Source organism: Sphingomonas sp. (assembly GCF_036731925.1).
Classification (GTDB): domain Bacteria; phylum Pseudomonadota; class Alphaproteobacteria; order Sphingomonadales; family Sphingomonadaceae; genus Sphingomonas.
In genome coordinates this window covers 1,947,448-1,964,799 of sequence record NZ_DAINDJ010000001.1, presented here as the reverse complement: position 1 = coordinate 1,964,799, position 17,352 = coordinate 1,947,448, and the positions used below count along the sequence as shown (strand labels likewise).

Sequence of the window (17,352 nt, the reverse complement as noted above, 5' to 3'; positions counted from 1 at the left end):
AGCCGTGCCTGCCGCTGCTGGCCGCCAGCGCGAGCAGGGCGCCGCAGTCAGAACCAGGATCGGACGTGGATGTCCCACCGACGGTTCCGCCTCAGGCCGTGATGCCGCCCAGGTGCAGCACCACCCCTGCAGCGCAGGCTGCGAGCAGCACAGCAAGCGTGCCGATCTTGAAGCGCATCACTGCGATGATGGCGGCTGCCGAGAGCAGCGATGCCCACGGATCGACGCTGTCGAGCACCGGCATGTCGAAGCGCAGCGGCCCGGCTGCGAACGGCAACACCTGCCGGAAGATCGTGTGGATCGCAAACCAGATGGCAAGATTCAGGATCACGCCCACCACGGCCGCGGTGATGGCGGACAGCGCGCCGGCGACGGCAGCATTGCCGCGCAGCCGCTCGATGAACGGCGCACCCAGGAATATCCAGAGAAAACAGGGGATGAACGTCACCCATGTGGCGAGCAGGCCGCCCAGCGTCGCCGCCAGCAGCGGGTGGAGGGTGCCGGGCGCACGGTAGGCGCCGAGGAACCCGACGAACTGCAGGACCATGATGAGCGGACCCGGCGTGGTCTCGGCCATCCCCAGCCCATCCAGCATCTCGCCGGGTTGCAGCCAGTGATAGGCCTGCACAGCCTCCTGCGCGACATAGGCCAGCACGGCATAGGCGCCGCCGAAGGTTACCACCGCCAGGGTGGAAAAGAAGGTGGCGATCTGGCTGAACACATTATCCGGTCCCAGCCATGCGAGCAGCGCGCCGACCGGCACCAGCCACAGCGTCAGCCAAATGGCCGCCGTCCCCAGCGCTTGGGGGACCGACAGGCGGGCATGGGCCGGCAACGCCTCGCCCAGCAACGTTGCGGCATCCTCGACAACCTGACCCTTGGCGGCCCCATGTCCTCCTCCCAGCCTGAAGGTATCAAGGCCGGCACGGCCGCCCAGATAGCCGATCAGGGCCGCCGCCAGAACGATCAGCGGGAAGGGGGTGCGGAAAAAGAAGATCAGCACGAACGCCGTTGCCGCGAGACCGAGCATGACCCTGTTCTTGAGCGCCCGCGCGCTGATCCGCGCCACCGCCTGCAGCACGATCGCGAGTACGGCCGCCTTCAGGCCGAAGAACAGCGCAGACACGAAACCCAGCTGTCCGTAGAGTGCATAGATCCAGGAGAGCGCCATGATGGAGACCACGCCTGGCAGGATGAACAGCCCGCCGGCGACAATGCCGCCCCGCGTCCGATGCATCAGCCAGCCGATATAGGTCGCAAGCTGCTGCGCCTCCGGCCCGGGGAGCAGCATGCAATAGTTGAGCGCATGCAGGAAGCGGTGCTCGCCGATCCAGCGCTTCTCCTCGACCAGGATGCGGTGCATCACCGCAATCTGCCCGGCCGGTCCGCCGAAGGAGAGGAGCGCAACCCGCAGCCATATCCAGGATGCCTCGCGCAGGGTGACGGGTTCGGGCCGTGCACGGCGCACCACCGTTTCACTCGGCGGCGCGCTCATGCGCGTACCTCACGCGGTGCGTGCGAGGTCCAGTCGTGCGTCTCGCCGCGTGCGTCGCGGCACCAGCGGTACAGCGCATCATAGACGAGCATCCCCGCGTTGAGCTGCTCAAGATCGTCCGCATACATCCGCGACAGGCCCAGTGACATTGCCAGCAGCCCGGCGGCTTCCGGCACCAGATCGGGCCTACCCGTATCGGCCCCCCGGACGATCGCTGCCAGATAGTCCATCGAGGGAAAGTCGGAGAGGCCCAGTTCCTCAACCATCAGATCGAAGGTGCAGCAGTCGCCGCGGTGGCTCCAGAACACATCGTCATGCGCGACATCGAATGGCGCGGCGTTCATGCTGCGGGCCACCGCCAGCACGTCGGTCGCGGGCACGTAGAGAAAGCGCGCGCCCGGATCGACGAAGCGCCGGATCAACCATGGGCAGGCGATCCGGTCCACCTTGGGCCGTGCCCGAGTAACCCAGACCGTGCGCCCATATGCATCGCGACGCGGGAGCTTGTTGCCGGCGAGCAGCGGGAGGCCGGCGGCGCGCCAGGCGGCGAAGCCTCCCTCCAGCACTTCGGCTCGTATGCCCTCGCTGCGAAGCCACGCGGCGATGCCGGGTGCGACGCTTACCCCATCCGCGTCGATGAGAACGGTGGCGGCGCCACCGAAGGCGCTGCTCCATTGCTCCACTGTATCGGGCGAACGGATCAGGGCGCTCGGCACCAAAGGATCCCCTTCGGCGGCGCGCAGATCCAGGATGACCGGCGCGCCAGGCGTGCCGACCAAGCGAGCGAGCTTCTCCGGCGCAATGCTATGAAGTGCAGGCATAGGCGTCCTCATTATACCAGCAGGACGCGATGCTTCGGCTGACGCCTCGTGGGGAGACCGCGGTCCCCATGCACGATAATTCGCTTGATCAAATGGTGCTTGTCAATGGCCGGGTTTCAGCCGCTGGGGTAAACCAGCGTCGCGCAGCTCAGCTCCGAAATGCCAGTGACTTGTCGCGTATCCGGAACCAATCGTGCCCGCTGAGACCGCTCGATGGAGCGCGTTGCAACATGCCGTTCGACGGGCTGATCGGATCGAACCTGCTCGTGCAGGGGACGGCGCCACGAGATCCCCTAGCCAGCCGGAGCGCGGCAGGTGAAGCTTTTGGCGTCGTTGGGGTCGCCACCGGTGAAGTGCGCATATTTCGGCCAAGGGCACATGGGACGGGTCGCCGGGGCAGGGAGGGTGCGGCTCGAGAGCACCGCTTCGGGAGCCTTGGCGTGTTCTACCCAGTCGACCACCGCACCCAGCAAATCGAATTGCTCGAAAGCGTTGCCCGAGCCGCAATGTCCCATCCCCGGCACCATGTAGAAGCGACTGGAATTTCGCCAGGCCTCTCCATTCTCCTCCTCGACACGCTGCCAATAGTCCAGCGTGTCATTGGCCGAAAACCAGGGATCGCTGACGCCGTGGTAGAAGAGGATCTTGCCCCCGCGTGCGGTGAACGTGTTCAGGTTGGTCCACAAGCTGGTGTCGGTAAGTTGCTGGCCTGCGTTGCTGCGGATCGCGTGGATCCGTGCATCCAGGTCGATAGCTGTTTCCCGGCTTGCCGGCCCGAATGGCCCAGGCCTGCCGGTCGGCAGAAAACCCGGAAGGCTGTTGTTTGCGTTTGCGACGATGCCGGTGTCGTACGGAAAGGATGCGTACAGTGCATAGCCGGCCCGATCCTTTGGTCCGCTGAAGGCGGCCTTCATCGCCGTCACTTGTGCGCCGCTTAGACAACCTTCGGCTTTTCCCTTTGCGCACTGGAGCTTTGCCGGGTCAAACCGACAGGCCTTGACGTTCATGATGAGGCCGTCGGCCAAGCCGTCGAGCTGGTCGCACTGGCGCAGCAGGCCGCTCAGAATGAGGCTGCGGTCCTTGGCGCTGAAGATCTGGTCCACCAATCGCTCCCCATTGCGGTTCACGGGGGCGGCCCGATTGAACTGCGCGGCCGCATAGGCGAGCGCCAGGTTGGAATTGCCGGTCCGCATCGCAGGTGCTCCTACGACAATGCCGTCGAACAACTCTGGATACCGTTGCGACGCGAGCATGGCTTCTCGGCCGCCCGTGGAGCATCCAGCCATGTAGCTGTGGCTCGGGAGCTTGCCGAAGTAACGTGCGGTAATGGCTTTCCCGACTTCGGCTGCGACCGGGACAGCGCTGTTGGCGAAGTCGAGATACGCGCGTTGATCGGCCATGAAGTCTGACTGGAACACACTGCCCTTGTGGCCCGAGTCATGGCTCATCACGGCAAATCCGCGCGCGAGCGCGGGCATGTCCCCGGCCGCAGCCGCTCCCAGCGGCAGCGGCACGGATCCGTTCAATCCACCTCCACCCTGCAGCAGAAATCGCCCGTTCCAGTTCTGTGGAAGCGCAAGGGCGAAGCCGATGCCGTATGCCTTGCCGTCATGCCCCGATCGCGGATTTATGATGCCCCGGACCTCGCAATAGGCTGGAAGGCCTTGCTTGGAATGCGTGTCCGTGCCCGCCTGCGGCGGTTCTGGAGAAACCGCCGGAACGAACGCCGCCGAAAGTATCTTGCCGCCTTGTGGAAGCACGAACCCTGCCAGGGCCTCGCATTGGTGAGCGGGCCCGGATGCTGCCCCCGGCGCGGACTGCGCCGGCCCGCCGGGTTCCGGCGCCGAGGCCGCGCCGCCCAGCAGCAACATCAAGCCAGCGGCAGTGGGATTTCGCAGGAGCATCTGGACCCGTCCTCAAGTAAGCGCTCGCGCCGGCATGCCGCCATGCGGCAGGTGCGGCGCGAGCGTAGTTGCGATCATCGCAGCTGACAAACGTCGATCACGTCCATGTCGTTATAATCGAGGTTTTCGCCAGCCATCGCCCAGATGAAGGCGTAGTTGCTGGTGCCACATCCCATGTGGACCGACCACGGCGGTGATATCACAACCTGTTCGTCTTCCATGACGATGTGGCGGAGATCGTCCGGTCGCCCCATATAGTGAAAGACGCGGTCTTCCTGATCCAGATCGAAGTAGAGATAGATCTCCGAGCGGCGCTCATGCACATGGGGGGGCATGGTGTTCCAGACGCTGCCTGGCGCCAGCCGCGTCAGCCCCATGCAGAGGGAAGCGGTTTGGCAGGTGTGCGGCAGCATGAGCTGATAGATCGTGCGCCTGTTCGAGGCTTCGAGGCTGCCACGTTCCAGCGGCTGGATATCGCCCGTCGTTATCTTCCGCATCGGATAGGGTGCGTGGGCCGGCACCGACAGCAAATAGAAGCGCGAGCCATCCCCCGAGAATACGACATCGCGGGAACCCATCGGCACGTAGAGAGCCTCATACCGGGCCAGCAACATCGCCTCGCCGTCGACATGAACGACGCCCGGCTCGCTTCCGATGTTCACGACGCCGAGTTCGCGGCGTTCCAGAAACGGGTGCCCGGCAGCACTCTGAGGCTCCGTTTGATCAGGCAGGCGGAGTGCTGCCGTGCCAGGGACCGCACCGCCGATCACGAAACGCTCGCCATGCGAATAGGTGAGAACAAGCTCTCCGCGTCTGAACAGCCCGCTGACAAGATAGCGGTCGCGCAGATCCGAGTTGGAGGCCGCTGCCATCATGTCCGGATGCGTTGCGTAGTAGGTTTTTTCAAACACGGTCATTCCTCCGGCCGTTACCGGGCACGTTTGTCGAGCGTCCCGACCTGCGTTGCCGCGAGCAGAAACGCTCCAACGCCGTAATATTGCGTGTCGGATGCATCCACCTTTTCCGGTCGATCACTCACCTGCTGGACATAGCCGAGCCGTCCGTCCGGCTGGATCGCCCGGTTCAACGCCGCCCAGCCCAGGCGCACCGACGGCTCATACGCGTCACGCGGAAGAAGCCCCTGATTGATGCCCCAGGCAAGCCCGAAGGTGTAGAAGCCGGTGCCGCTCGTCTCCGGGGGCGCGTTTTCGGGCGCGAGCAGCGACGGAGCCCAATAGCCATCCGGCTTCTGCAACCCCTTCAGTCGCTTCGCCATGGTTTTGAACAGCGTCTCCATCCGTGTCCTGTCGGCCGATCCCTTGGGCAGGCGGGGAATGATGTTCGCCATGCCGGCGAAGACCCAGCCGTTGCCTCGGCTCCAGAACTCCTTGCGTCCTTCCGCGTCACGACGCTCGAAAAATCGGCTGTCGCGGTAGAACAGGCTTTCTGCCGGATCGTAGAGGAAGTCGGTGGTCGCCCAGAACTCGCGCATGGCGAAATCGCGATAGCGCCGGTCGCCGGTTTGCCGTGAAAGTTCCGCAAGGGCGGCGGGGGCCATGAACAACGCATCACACCAGCACCAGCGCGTCAGGCATTCCACGTCGGATCCAGGCCTCGGCGGAGCGTAGAAGGCGAGCGAAACGCGAGCCGGATTGGCAAGGACATGATCGAAGGCCTTGCGAGTGGGGGCTCGCGCGGCGGGACCCGCGCCGTTCCTGGCCGCCCAGAGATAGGCCTGCGTGATCGCATGGTCGTCGGCATGATAAGGACGTTTGCCGGGGAGCCATTCGTTCGACCTGCCCATGTCGAAGATGGCTGCACGGATGCGCGGCGGAGCGCCGGCGTCGGCCAGCGCAGTCATCCCGATCCAGAAGGCGGCCTGTTCCCAGCCGCGCGGATTGCGCGTCTCCCACGTCTCCCTCGAGATTCCGGTGCCGGCCATGCGGGCGAGCTGCCAATCCGCCAGCCGCACAGCGGCTTCGATGGCGGGAGCGGGGGCGGGGGCAAGCGCCTGTGCGCCCTGCGCGAAGGCGGCGCCAGGAGCGCTGACCATCAGAAGTGCCGCGAGAGCAGACCTTTTCATTTGCGTTCCTCCAAATTTTCAAGTGCCGCAGGCGCGAGGCGAGGGCTGATCAGGTGCAGCGCAGTAAGCGCAAACAGATAGGCGATTCCGGCTATGGTGGCCGGCAGTCGAAAGACCGATCAGCGCCATGGATAACCAGAGGCTGTCGGTAGATTGGGCGACGATACGCTGCGAACAGAAGGAAGATTACCCGGCGGTATCTTCCGGTTCGCCCTGGCGCTCTGTCATGGGACGCGGCGTTCGACATCTGCCCCGTGCTCCTGAAAAAAATGGGCGCCGGCAACCGCCGGCGCCCGAGAGGGAACACCCTAGAATTTCCCGCGGATACCGAAGGCGATCGTTCTGCCGTTGTAAAACGAGTTGTCGCGGTGCGTTCGATTGTTCGGCTGCTGCGGGTTTTCGAAATAGTTGAATACATTCTGGTTCGTGATATTCAATGCATCCACTCTCAGCTCGATCATTTCGTTGATCTTGTATGACACGGTAGCATCAAGATAGCCTTGAGGAGCGAAGTAATTGATTTTATCGCTTCCGTTGTTCGTCTGCGCACTGCCCGTCTTCGCGCGATAGTTATACGATCCGCGAAGCGCGAACGGACCCTTCTCGTAGAACCCGGTGATGCTGTAGGTATAATCTGGAACCGACTGCAGCGAGATGACATCTCCATTTGTCAGAACGAAGTTGAAGCTGTTGTTCCCCGCCTGATTCTGATCGATCACAGTGAAACTGCTGGTGATGCCCAGGCCATCGAATGGTGCCGGCAGGAACGTGAAGTTCTGCTGATATGCAAGTTCCAGCCCCTTGAGCTCCAGCTTGGCAAGGTTCTGAACGATGGTTCGCCGGACGAACGGGTTGCCATTGGTCAAGGCGTTGATCTGCTCGATCGTACAGGTGCCGGTAGCGCCGCCGAATGCCGCGCAGCTGAAGAAGCTGGCATCGAGACCCGCTTGAGCGAAGGGAACGTCCTCGGTGATGGCCGTCGGTCGATCCTTGATGTCCTTCTTGAACACGCCCACGCTGAGCAGCGCCCCGGGAGCAAAATACCATTCGACCGCGGCGTCGTAGGTCGTGGCGATCTGCGGACGCAGGTCCGGATTGCCGACCGTCACCGCATTGTTGAATACGTTCGGCACAACGATGCTGCCCGCGATATCGTTGAGTGCCCCGCGGGTTACCGTCTGACCCATCGAACCGCGCAGCAGCAGTTTGCGCGTCACGTCGAAGGCGAGGCTCGCTGACGGCAGGTAGTTCTCGTACCCGCCTTTTCGATTGTTCGGCGTGAACGTGCCGCCCACACTCGCGAAATTGTCGATGATCGTCTTGGTATCGGAATAACGGATGCCCGCATTGCCACGCAGCTCATGTCCGCCGATCGGGAGCTTGAAGCTTGTTTCGAAAAACGCTGACTTCACGCGCTCTTCGGCATCATAGCTTGCGTTGAGCTGACGTGGCGCCTTGCTGTTGGCGTCGTTGGCCGCCAGCGTATTCATGACGAACGACCGCGAGAAGGTAGCGAAGTTCGACGGGTACCCCGAATTCCCACCATTGGCGAGCTGGCCATATTGCAGGAACCGATCCATGTATGTGAACACGTTCGCCGGGGTGGATGCCACGGTTCCGCCGTTCGGAAGCGGAAGAGTGCGGGCGATGGCCGAACCATCCTGCGACGACCGTTCCTTGATGCTGGAGACATAGCTGCCGCCAAGCTTGAACGCGATGCTGGTGTCGCCGGTGTCGACGACGGTGTAGTCCAGCGCGCCGCGGAAGCTTTTGACCCGATCGCGTTCCTTCTGCAGCGCAAAACCCAAGGATGGGTCACGGAACAGGGACGTATTGGTGAAGTCCACCGGCGAGGATATCGTTGGATAGGTGATGTTTACCGTCGGGTCGTACGTCGTCTCTATGCCGTAGATGTTCGAGACGATGCGATTTCCGGACTGCCAGGCATCACTATCGCTGATCGCTGCTTGTGCCGACAGCTTGAGCGAGTCGCTTACGTCATACACCGCGCGCGCGATCGCATATTTGTACTCGGTCTTGAAGTCGCGGAAGAAGCTTTCGGTAATAATGCTGGTGTTGCCGAACCGACCGTACAGGTTGTTGTACTTGTCGATCCGAACATCAAGCGGGATGATGCCCGAGTTGGTGCCGCGTCCGGGTATGTCGGTCGTTCCCGGTGCGGTGCGCGTGCTGCGGACAGGGGCGCCGAACGTGAATTCGTCCATCCGGTCCGTCAGTCTCGAGTAGATGCCGTCGACGCTGGCTTCGAACCGATCGCTCTTGTACTGCAGTGAGCCGACAAACCCCAGCCGCTCGCGTTCGGTGTTGGAGCTGTACACGCGGTAGAAGCGCGGCAGCTGCGCATTCTCGACCTGCGCCCGCGTAAGATTCCCGAGGTTCGCACGTGGGTTGTCCAGGTCCAGCTCAAACTGGTAATAGCCGAAGGTGTTCGGCGGTACCGGGTTTGTCGGCGTAGCGTAATAGGGCCGACGCCCGAGTGCCGAGGAGTTGTGGCCAGACGTGGCCTGGAAGCCGGACCGCTCATTCACCGTCTGGGCATAGGCGACACCAAGCAATGCACCGAAATTGCCCCAAGTATCGCTGAGGAGAAGGGAGCCGCGCGGCCGCCACGCCTTGGATTGCGTGTTGTAGTTATACTGCGCGTTGTACCGGATCACCCGGCCCTTATTGTCGAACGGACGCGGGGTCTGCAGATCCACGTTACCGCCGATGCCGCCTTCCTCGAGGTTGGCAAGGGGCGACTTGTAGACGTCGACGCGGCCGAACAATTCGGAGGGGAACACGTCATAGTTGAAGGCTCGGCTGGAACTGCCGACGCTGCCGGCCGAAGTCGTCCGCACCGGCGCGCCGTTCAGCGTGGTCACGACGAAGTCCGCGCTGAGACCGCGGATTTCAACCCGCTGGCCCTCATTCGTCCCGGCGCCGCCATCACGCGAAAGGATGACGCCTGGAATTCGCTGCATCGAGTCTGCGACGTTTGCCTCAGGGAACTTGCCGATGTCCTCAGCGACGATGGAATCGCGGAACGCGATGGACTCTCGTTTTAGTGTGACCGCTTGAGCCAGGCTGCCGCGAAAGCCGGTGACGATGATCTCTTCATTTTGCGCCGCCTGCTCCTCTCCGCTCGGGGCGGGCGGGCGTTGGCTGGCCGTATGCGCATCTTCCTGAGCTGTTGCGGGAACTGCATTTGCTTGTGCCTGAGCCCAGGCAGGGGTCGCCGCGAGCACGGCAGCAAGCGCGCCAGCCGAGACCGCGCACGTAAGAGCGTTCTTTCTCACTTCACCTCTCCCATCACGTTCACGGTGTCCCGTGCGTGCGGAAGTTATATGACAAGTTGAGCGCTTTTGGTCAATACTCCGACAGCTGGCGCTGTCCAATCTACGAGCAGCTTGCTCACGAAGCGGACAAATTGTTGATTTTCAATGGGCTATTTATGACGTGTGCAGTGGAGGGTTCACGGAGAGGTATGATAAATTCCGTGCGCAGAATGGTCGCAGCGTCGCTTCGTGCTGTCAGAATTTGCGATCGTCGCGTGAGCTCTTCATGCGAAGCGCGGCGCTGAGGGTCGAATGTCGCGTAAGGCTTTCGTGCATGTGCTGTCGCGCAGCCTCTCTCGCTTTCGCCGAGTCCATCCGGACGATGGCGTCGACGATGGCTTCATGCTCAGCCAGCACCTTGGCTGCGTAGGAGCGATGGACTTCGTCTGGCCTGTCGCCGAGGTACAGCGTCCGCGAGGGAACGAGGCGCAAGCCAAGAAACTCGACGAAGCGCACATAATATTCATTCTGGGTTGCATGCGCGATCGCCAGATGGAACGCGCTATCCGCCTCCGCCGAGGCCCGCGGGTCGCCCTCAACCTCCGTCATGCGCTCCAGGGCTTCTCTAATGGCGCCGATATCAGAGGTTGTACGACGCGCTGCGGCTAGGCCCGCCATTTCTGTTTCGACGGCAAGCCGCATTTCAAGAAGCTTGATGACGTCGGAGAGTTCGTGGAGCTCGTCCGGGGTGATCTGAAAAGCGCGGTATTCTGCCGTCTCGGCGACGAAGACGCCGGCACCCTGGCGAGAGACGGTCAATCCGCGCGCAGACAGCCGTGCTACGGCCTCTCGCACCACCGTGCGGCTGACGTTGTAGGCGAGCGCGATTTCCTTCTGCGGTGGGAGCCGCGACCCGGCAGGCAGCTCCGCAGATCGGATCTGCGCCTCAAGTTTTGCGCAGAGTTCATCGGTGAGCGACCCGGCTCTTGCCCTTTCATCGGTGTAGCGGTCGGGGTCGATTTTTGCAGCCTTGGCTTGACTTGTCATACTAATCTCCGGATCCTGGGGTCGTATCATCATCAACCACGCTAGTCGATCCGGCGCGAGACCGGAGGGGGAAGAGGATTATGCAGAAGGCTCGCGTGATGACGGCTATCCTGCTCGCCGGAGTGCCCTCGACCGTCGGCGCGCAGGAGCCTGCCCCGCCTTTGCAGCCGCAGATATCTGCCGAACGGCCCGAGTGGGAGAATCCCGCGATATACGCGATCAACAAGGAGCCGGCGCGGGCGACCGGTTTCCCTTTCGAGAGCAGGGCAAGGGCCCTGGCCGGACATCGAACAAAGTCGAACCGGTTCATGTTGCTGTCGGGGAAATGGAAGTTCGCATTCTCGCACGACGCTGACCGGCTTCCGAACGGCTTCGAACTGCCTGCGTACGAGGTGTCCGGCTGGAAGGAGATCTCTGTTCCGGCGGAATGGCAGGCAGAAGGCTATGACCAGCCCAAGTACAACAACATCACCTACCCGTTTCCTGCCAACCGGCCGCTGATCCCGCATGCATCCAATCCGGTGGGATCCTATCGTCGGGAGGTGGAACTGCCTGCGCATTGGGGTGGGGCCGACGTCGTGCTCCACATCGGCGCGGCGGGCTCCGCCTACTACGTGTGGGTGAATGGCCATAAGGTCGGATATTCGGAAGATTCGAAGCTTCCTTCGGAGTTCGACGTAACGCGGTACGTTGCGCCTGGCCGTAACGTTATAGCCATCCAGGTATTCCGATGGTCGGACGGCTCCTACCTTGAGGATCAGGATTTCGGGCGCGGTTCGGGAATAGAGCGTGAAGTCTATCTGATGGCTGCGCCCACGACCCGCGTCCGCGACTTCTTCGTGCACGCCGGCCTCGACAGCGGATATCGCGATGGGAGGTTGGCCGTCGATGTCGCGGTAACGCCGGCTCACGAGGCAAGCACGGCCAAGATCCTTCTCCTCGATGGCGATCGACGAGTTCTGGAAACGTCGAAAGCCGTGTCGGCGGGAGCCTCCGAACGGACCGTCACCCTCGCCGGATCTGTCCCGGACGTGAAGCCGTGGACCGCAGAGACCCCGAACCTCTACCTGCTTCTGGTCGAGCTCTACAACCGACGCGGAAGGATTATTCAGTCGACCTGGAGCCGGATCGGCTTCCGGACTGTTGAGATCCGAAACGGGCTCGTCACCGTAAACGGCAAGCCGGTAACCATCCGCGGTGTCAATCGCCACGAGCATGATCCGGAGAGCTTTCACGTCGTCTCGCTGGAATCAATGGAGCGCGACATCCAGCTGATGAAGCGGGCAAACGTCAACGCGCTGCGAACCTCGCATTACCCGAACGACCCCAGGCTGTACGAGCTTGCGGACCGATACGGGCTGTACGTCATGGACGAGGCCAATATCGAGAGCCACAGGTACATGGATTGGGCGAACAAGCACCCCGAACTCCGCGGCAGGTACCAGCTTGGCTTCGATCCTGCATGGGAGGATGCCCATATCAGCCGCGTGACGAACATGATCGAACGCGACAAAAACCATCCGTCGATCATTTTCTGGTCACTCGGCAACGAGGCGGGCATAGGGCCCACGTTCAACAAGGCAGCTGCCGCAGCCAAAGCGCGGGATCCTTCCAGGCTCGTCAGCTATCTGGGCTGGGGGGCCTGGCCCGGCACTTCCGACCATCGCCCCAACGACTATGCCGATATCTACGCTCCGATGTACGACAGCGTGCAGAAGATGGTGGATTATGCGGAGAACTGGGCGTTTCGACAGCCCATGATCCAGTGCGAATATGCCCATATGCAAGGCAATTCCGGCGGCAACCTGCAAGAATACTGGGAAGCGATCTATGCGCATCCGGACAAGCTGCAGGGAGGTTTCGTGTGGTGGGTGGACCAGTCCATGCTTCGCCACACAGCGGACGGCCGGCGTTACTGGGGAACCGGCGGCGAGTATGGGGCGAACCCTGGTGGGGATATAGAATTTGGCGACGGCCTGTACCAATCCGACCGCACGCCGAACCCGCAGCTTTTTGAGCTGCGCAAGGTGTACGCCCCGATTCAATTCAGCGACTTCGTGATGGGGGCAGGGTCCCTCACGGTCATCAACCGCTATGACTTCCAGGATCTGGCGAAGTATGACTTCGCCTTTGAAGTGCTGGAGAATGGTGTAGCGATCGCGCGCGGTAATTTGCCGTCCCTGCGCACGGCTCCGCACGCACGCGAGAAGATAAGGCTGGATCTACCGCAATTCCCGCGCCGGCCGGGCGCTGAATATGTGCTGAGGGTGACGGCCAAGGCAAAAGCGGCCGCAATCCCCGCAGTCGCGGCCGAGACTGTCGTCGGCTGGGAGCAGTTTCTGATTGGCCGAGAACCGGAAACCGCAGAGCCGACACGCGGTACCGTGAGCGCGGAAACCCGTGGCGACGATCTGCGGCCCTCGGCCGGTACGGCGGAGTTGGTCGTCAGTCGGAAGACCGGCTTGATCGGGCGCTACGCTGCGAATGGCATGCTGCTGCTCCACGGTGGCGCGCCGAATTTCTACCGGGCCCTGACGGACAACGACATTGGCACCGGCATCGAGAAAACGCACGGGGTCTGGAAGGCGGCCTCGGAGCGCCGCACCCTCGAGGCAGCCGAGGTGAGGGACCTGGGGCTGCAGGGCGCCGAGGTGACGGTGCGCTCTTCCGTTGGAGAGCGGGCGGCAAAGTTCGTGACGCGGTACCGAATGAACGCCGATGGATCGGTGCTCGTGCACGCTGCTTTCACGCCGGCGCAATCCGGCCTCCCAGATCCTCTTCGGATCGGATTGTCGTTCACGATGCCGGACACGATCGACACGCTCGAATGGTATGGGCGGGGGGCCCAGGAGAGCTATCAGGATCGGCGGACCGGCGCGCCGCTCGGGCTATGGCGAGGCCGGATCTCCGAGCAGTATCATGATTACATGCGCCCCCAGGAAAGCGGTAACAAGGTGGACGTTCGCTGGATGGAGTTGCTGCAGGCGAACACGGGCGGGCTCCGGATCGTCGGAGACGTCCCGCTCTCCATGAACGCCCTCGCATTTCCCTACGCTGATCTGTCTCGGTGGGAGCCGGGAAGCCGGCGCAGCAGCGATATCGTTGCACGAAAGGAGGTCTCTCTGATGATCGACGCGGTTCAGGCTGGGGTCGGCGGTGACAATGCGTGGTACGCGGGGGGACGCCCGCTCGCCCGCTATCGCATTCCGTTTGCCCCGCGCAGCTACGCCTTTCGCCTGATCCCGTTTCGTGGACACGGCACGGTACCTGCTTCGGCTGCGCCCGCAGCCGTGGGAGCGCTGCAATGAACCGAGTGTCCGTCGTCGTGGCAGCGATGGGGCTGGTGACAGCGCCTCTCCTTGCGCAACAATCTTCCGTCCTGCCGCCGGTTGAAAAGCCGCTCCCGCCGGCTGAGGACAAGACACCGCGCGCCGCAGTCGTGCTGGCCGACTATCGCTATGACGATCTGCTTTGGGAAAATGATAAGACCGCCCACCGGATTTACGGTCACGCACTTGAAGCCGCCGAGCCGCCATCTGGATCGGGTATCGACAGCTGGGGCAAGAACGTTGCGTGGCCCTATATGGACCGCCAACTGCGCAGCGGAGATCAACATGCGTATCACGGCGAGGGTCTCGATTTCTACAATGTTGGCACCGGGCGGGGCGCAGGGGGCCTCGGCATCTGGCACGACAACAAGCTGTGGGTCTCGCGGAACTACCGACGCTATAAAGTCCTGAAAAGCGGACCGGACGTCGCCGATTTCGAGGTGGAATATGCGCCCTGGCCTGTGGGCATCGCGCGGAAGGTTTGGGAAACGCGTCGCTTTACGCTTCCGCTAGGCACGCATTTCACGCGGATGGTGTCGACGATCCACTCTGACAAACCGGGCGTGCTCACCGTAGGCATCGGCATCGGCAAGCGGACCACCGGCGAAGGTGGCGAGGTCACGATCGACCGGGAGCGCGGCCTGCTCTCCTGGTGGGGACCAAATGATGGGCACCACGGACGCATGATGATCGCAATCCGGGTCGATCCCAAGATGATCTCGGACATCCGGCAGGACGCCGACAATCATCTCGTTCTGCTCAAGGTCCGCGCCGGAGCACCTTTCGTCTACTATTCCGGCTCCGGATGGAGCCTTGGACAGGACCAGGTGCACGATCGCGCTGCGTGGGACCGTACCGCAGCCGCTGAACCCGTGAATTCCGACCCGGCCGGCAGGCGCTGACGTCCTCTCCTCCAGATTCGGATACAGGCATGGAACGACGAAACTTCCTCGGCGCGGTGCTGGGCACCGGCACAGTCGCCGCCATGGGTACCTCCTCTGCAGTAGCGGGTACGCAGCGATCGGTGCTTCCCGACGGCGCGACCGACAGGCGGTACATGGTCGAGCTTCTCGAAAGGATGGCGAGGCCGATCCTGGATCCGATGTCCAAAGGTCGGCTACAAGCCACGTGGACTCCCGATGTCAGTCCGTCATGGGACGGGCGCGATCGGAAAGTCGGCTATCTCGAGGCATTCGGCCGGCTGATGGCGGGGATTGCCCCGTGGCTGGCGCTTCCCGAGAGCAACGACGCGGAAGGCAGACTGCGGGCGAACCTGCGGCGACTTGCCTTGGCGAGCTTCGGGCATTCGGTCGATCCCGAGAGCCCGGACTATCTGCTCTGGCGCAGCGAGGGACAGCCGCTCGTCGATTCCGCGTTTTTCACCAATGCACTCATTCGGGCGCCAAAGCAGCTATGGGAACCGCTGGACGCCACGACCAAGAAAAGGGTCGTTGCGGAGGTAAAGGGGCTTCGACGTGTGTCCCCGCCGTACAGCAACTGGTTGTTGTTCGCAGCGATGAACGAAGTCTTTCTGCTCATGGCAGGGGAAGATTGGGACCCGCTTCGCGTTGACCTGGCGATCCGCAAGATGAACGAATGGTATGTCGGTGATGGGTGGTATTCGGATGGAACGCGTTTCCACTTCGATTACTACGGATCCTACGTCATCCACCCCATGCTGGTGGAGATCCTGGAGATGCTTGTCGCGACCGGGGCCAGGATCGCGAACACGGACATGGCGGCATCGCTCGAGCAGGCTTACAAACGCATGCAGCGCTATGGTGAGCAGTTGGAGCGAATGATCGGCGCCGACGGCAGCTATCCGCCTATCGGCAGATCGCTCACCTATCGCACCGCCACTTTCCAGCCGCTCGGATTGCTTGCATGGCGAGGTAAGCTCCCCAAGTCCTTGCCGGAAGGGCAAGTTCGGGCTGCGACCATGGCGGCGCAGCGCGCGATTTTCCGGAACCCCACCAACTTCGACGATCGCGGTTTCCTCACCATTGGCTTTGCAGGCCGGCAGCCGTCGCTGGGGGACTCATACTCCAACGCCGGAAGCATGTACCTCGTTTCGGAAAGCCTGCTTGCCCTGGGGCTGCCAGCGGATCATGCTTACTGGACGGCGAGGCCGCTCCCTTGGACTACCAGGAAAGCGTTTTCAGGAGAGATGTTTTCGAAAGATTATTATGTCGCTTTCTGACCGCTCCACGAACGTCGAGTTGGGCGTGACCGCCGGCTCCTGCGGAGCGCCGATGAAGCGTTTTTGGGGAGGCGAGCCTTGCTTCCCAGTCGCCCGGCTCCATCCAGACGGGTTGGGGTCGTTCTGTAGTTTCCAGTTCCCGAGAGAGCTTATGATGAGATCCTTAGGCCTGATGTCCGCCGTGGCCCTGGCGGCGCTTACAAGTGCTACGCACGCGCAGGTGGTGACACCTTCCGAATCCTCGCCTCCTGCGCAGCTCACGGGCGACTTGGTGCCGACCCACGATCCCGTGATCGCGCGTGACGGCGATACATACTATGTCTTCTCCACCGGGCACGGCGACCGTCTGGTGGAGACCAAGAGCTCGAAGGACCTGCTCCATTGGACCGCGGGCCCGCCGGTCTTCACTCGGATGCCGGACTGGGCGCCCAAGGCCGTGCCGGGCACGGGAGGCATGTGGGCACCAGACATCAGTTTCGTGAACGGGCGCTGGCGGCTTTATTATTCGGTATCGACCTTCGGATCGAACCGCTCTGCCATCGGCATGGCGACCAACGCCACGCTGGATCCGGCGTCGCCTGCGTTTCGCTGGCGCGACGAGGGACTGGTGGTGCAGTCCATGCCGTCGGACGACTTCAATGCAATCGACCCGAACTTCGTGGTGGACGCCCAAGGGCGGCATTGGCTGGCGTTGGGCAGCTTCTGGACCGGCATCAAGCTGTTCGAACTGGACCGCAACACGGGCAAGCCGGCGGATCCCAAGGCCAAGCCTTATTCCATCGCGCGACGTCCGGCACCTGCAGGCGGGCCGGCACCCGTAGAAGCGCCCTTCATCATCCCGCATGGCGGCTTCTACTACCTGCTCGTGTCCTATGACTATTGCTGCAAGGGCGTAAACAGCACCTATTACACCGTCATCGGGCGGTCAGAAAGCATCACCGGTCCTTATCTCGGCAAGGATGGCAGCAAGCTGATGGAAGGCGGTGGCACCATCTTCCTGCGTGCCGATCTGCAGGAAAAGCAGCGGTTCCGTGGTCCGGGCCATGCCGGCTGGCTGCACGACAAGGATGGTCGCGACTACGTCGTCTATCACGCTTATGATCGCGAAAAGAATGGCGCGCCGACGCTGCGCATCGCCCCGGTGCGGTGGGGTGCGGATGGCTGGCCCGTAGCGGACTATTGAGGAGCGGCAGGG

At 62.6% G+C, this 17,352-nt stretch carries 11 protein-coding genes and 1 pseudogene; 4 read left to right on the top strand and 8 right to left on the bottom strand.

Features of this window, described 5'->3' with window-relative positions:
- Positions 1 to 91: 91 nt before the first annotated feature.
- From chrA to V7E00_RS09340, 8 genes and pseudogenes are all read right to left on the bottom strand, one after another.
- Positions 92 to 1,495 carry a chromate efflux transporter gene (gene chrA / locus V7E00_RS09370; protein ID WP_333572343.1) on the bottom strand — a complete coding sequence of 468 codons (1,404 nt, stop codon included), beginning with the start codon at positions 1,493 to 1,495 and terminating at the stop codon, positions 92 to 94.
- Positions 1,492 to 2,316 carry a sulfurtransferase/chromate resistance protein gene (locus tag V7E00_RS09365; protein ID WP_333572342.1) on the bottom strand — a complete coding sequence of 275 codons (825 nt, stop codon included), beginning with the start codon at positions 2,314 to 2,316 and terminating at the stop codon, positions 1,492 to 1,494. Before V7E00_RS09365 ends, chrA begins: the two co-directional genes overlap by 4 nt.
- Positions 2,317 to 2,609: 293 nt before the next feature.
- Positions 2,610 to 3,002 carry a tannase/feruloyl esterase family alpha/beta hydrolase gene (locus tag V7E00_RS20085; RefSeq protein WP_443019181.1) on the bottom strand — a complete coding sequence of 131 codons (393 nt, stop codon included), beginning with the start codon at positions 3,000 to 3,002 and terminating at the stop codon, positions 2,610 to 2,612.
- A 153-nt stretch (positions 3,003 to 3,155) separates the two neighbouring features.
- Positions 3,156 to 4,187: pseudogene (locus tag V7E00_RS09360) on the bottom strand (tannase/feruloyl esterase family alpha/beta hydrolase); the annotation flags it as partial.
- A 107-nt stretch (positions 4,188 to 4,294) separates the two neighbouring features.
- Positions 4,295 to 5,131, bottom strand: a complete 837-nt coding sequence (gene kduI, locus V7E00_RS09355; protein ID WP_333572417.1) for a 5-dehydro-4-deoxy-D-glucuronate isomerase — start codon at positions 5,129 to 5,131, stop codon at positions 4,295 to 4,297.
- A 17-nt stretch (positions 5,132 to 5,148) separates the two neighbouring features.
- Positions 5,149 to 6,303 carry a glycoside hydrolase family 88/105 protein gene (locus V7E00_RS09350; protein WP_333572341.1) on the bottom strand — a complete coding sequence of 385 codons (1,155 nt, stop codon included), beginning with the start codon at positions 6,301 to 6,303 and terminating at the stop codon, positions 5,149 to 5,151.
- A gap of 308 nt (positions 6,304 to 6,611) precedes the next feature.
- On the bottom strand, positions 6,612 to 9,602 hold the full coding sequence (locus V7E00_RS09345; RefSeq protein WP_333572340.1) for a TonB-dependent receptor: 2,991 nt from the start codon (positions 9,600 to 9,602) through the stop codon (positions 6,612 to 6,614).
- Positions 9,603 to 9,836: 234 nt separating this feature from the next.
- Entirely contained in the window at positions 9,837 to 10,628 is a 792-nt protein-coding gene (locus V7E00_RS09340) for a FadR/GntR family transcriptional regulator (RefSeq protein ID WP_333572339.1), read from the bottom strand.
- Positions 10,629 to 10,708: 80 nt separating this feature from the next.
- Between V7E00_RS09340 and V7E00_RS09335 the strand changes: the two genes are divergently transcribed.
- The 4 genes from V7E00_RS09335 (at position 10,709) to V7E00_RS09320 (ending at position 17,340) form a co-directional block, all read left to right on the top strand.
- The gene (locus V7E00_RS09335; protein ID WP_333572338.1) at positions 10,709 to 13,936 is read left to right on the top strand and encodes a glycoside hydrolase family 2 TIM barrel-domain containing protein; all 3,228 of its coding nucleotides are present in this window, start codon (positions 10,709 to 10,711) and stop codon (positions 13,934 to 13,936) included.
- Positions 13,933 to 14,859 (top strand): DUF4861 family protein, encoded by a 927-nt coding sequence (locus tag V7E00_RS09330; protein ID WP_333572337.1) that lies wholly within the window; start codon positions 13,933 to 13,935, stop codon positions 14,857 to 14,859. The genes V7E00_RS09335 and V7E00_RS09330 overlap by 4 nt, the downstream gene beginning before the upstream one ends.
- Positions 14,860 to 14,888: 29 nt before the next feature.
- Complete coding sequence (locus tag V7E00_RS09325; RefSeq protein ID WP_333572336.1) at positions 14,889 to 16,157, top strand: DUF2264 domain-containing protein; 1,269 nt, start codon at positions 14,889 to 14,891, stop codon at positions 16,155 to 16,157.
- A gap of 172 nt (positions 16,158 to 16,329) precedes the next feature.
- The gene (locus V7E00_RS09320; protein ID WP_443019166.1) at positions 16,330 to 17,340 is read left to right on the top strand and encodes an arabinan endo-1,5-alpha-L-arabinosidase; all 1,011 of its coding nucleotides are present in this window, start codon (positions 16,330 to 16,332) and stop codon (positions 17,338 to 17,340) included.
- Positions 17,341 to 17,352 lie beyond the last annotated feature (12 nt).

Coding starts and splice junctions, on each gene's coding strand:
- V7E00_RS09320 (WP_443019166.1), top strand. CDS start 16,330: ATGTCCGCCGTGGCCCTGGCGGCGCTTACAAGTGCTACGCACGCGCAG.
- V7E00_RS09330 (WP_333572337.1), top strand. CDS start 13,933: ATGAACCGAGTGTCCGTCGTCGTGGCAGCGATGGGGCTGGTGACAGCG.
- V7E00_RS09365 (WP_333572342.1), bottom strand. CDS start 2,316: ATGCCTGCACTTCATAGCATTGCGCCGGAGAAGCTCGCTCGCTTGGTC.
- chrA (WP_333572343.1), bottom strand. CDS start 1,495: ATGAGCGCGCCGCCGAGTGAAACGGTGGTGCGCCGTGCACGGCCCGAA.
- V7E00_RS09340 (WP_333572339.1), bottom strand. CDS start 10,628: ATGACAAGTCAAGCCAAGGCTGCAAAAATCGACCCCGACCGCTACACC.
- V7E00_RS09335 (WP_333572338.1), top strand. CDS start 10,709: ATGCAGAAGGCTCGCGTGATGACGGCTATCCTGCTCGCCGGAGTGCCC.
- V7E00_RS09350 (WP_333572341.1), bottom strand. CDS start 6,303: ATGAAAAGGTCTGCTCTCGCGGCACTTCTGATGGTCAGCGCTCCTGGC.
- V7E00_RS09325 (WP_333572336.1), top strand. CDS start 14,889: ATGGAACGACGAAACTTCCTCGGCGCGGTGCTGGGCACCGGCACAGTC.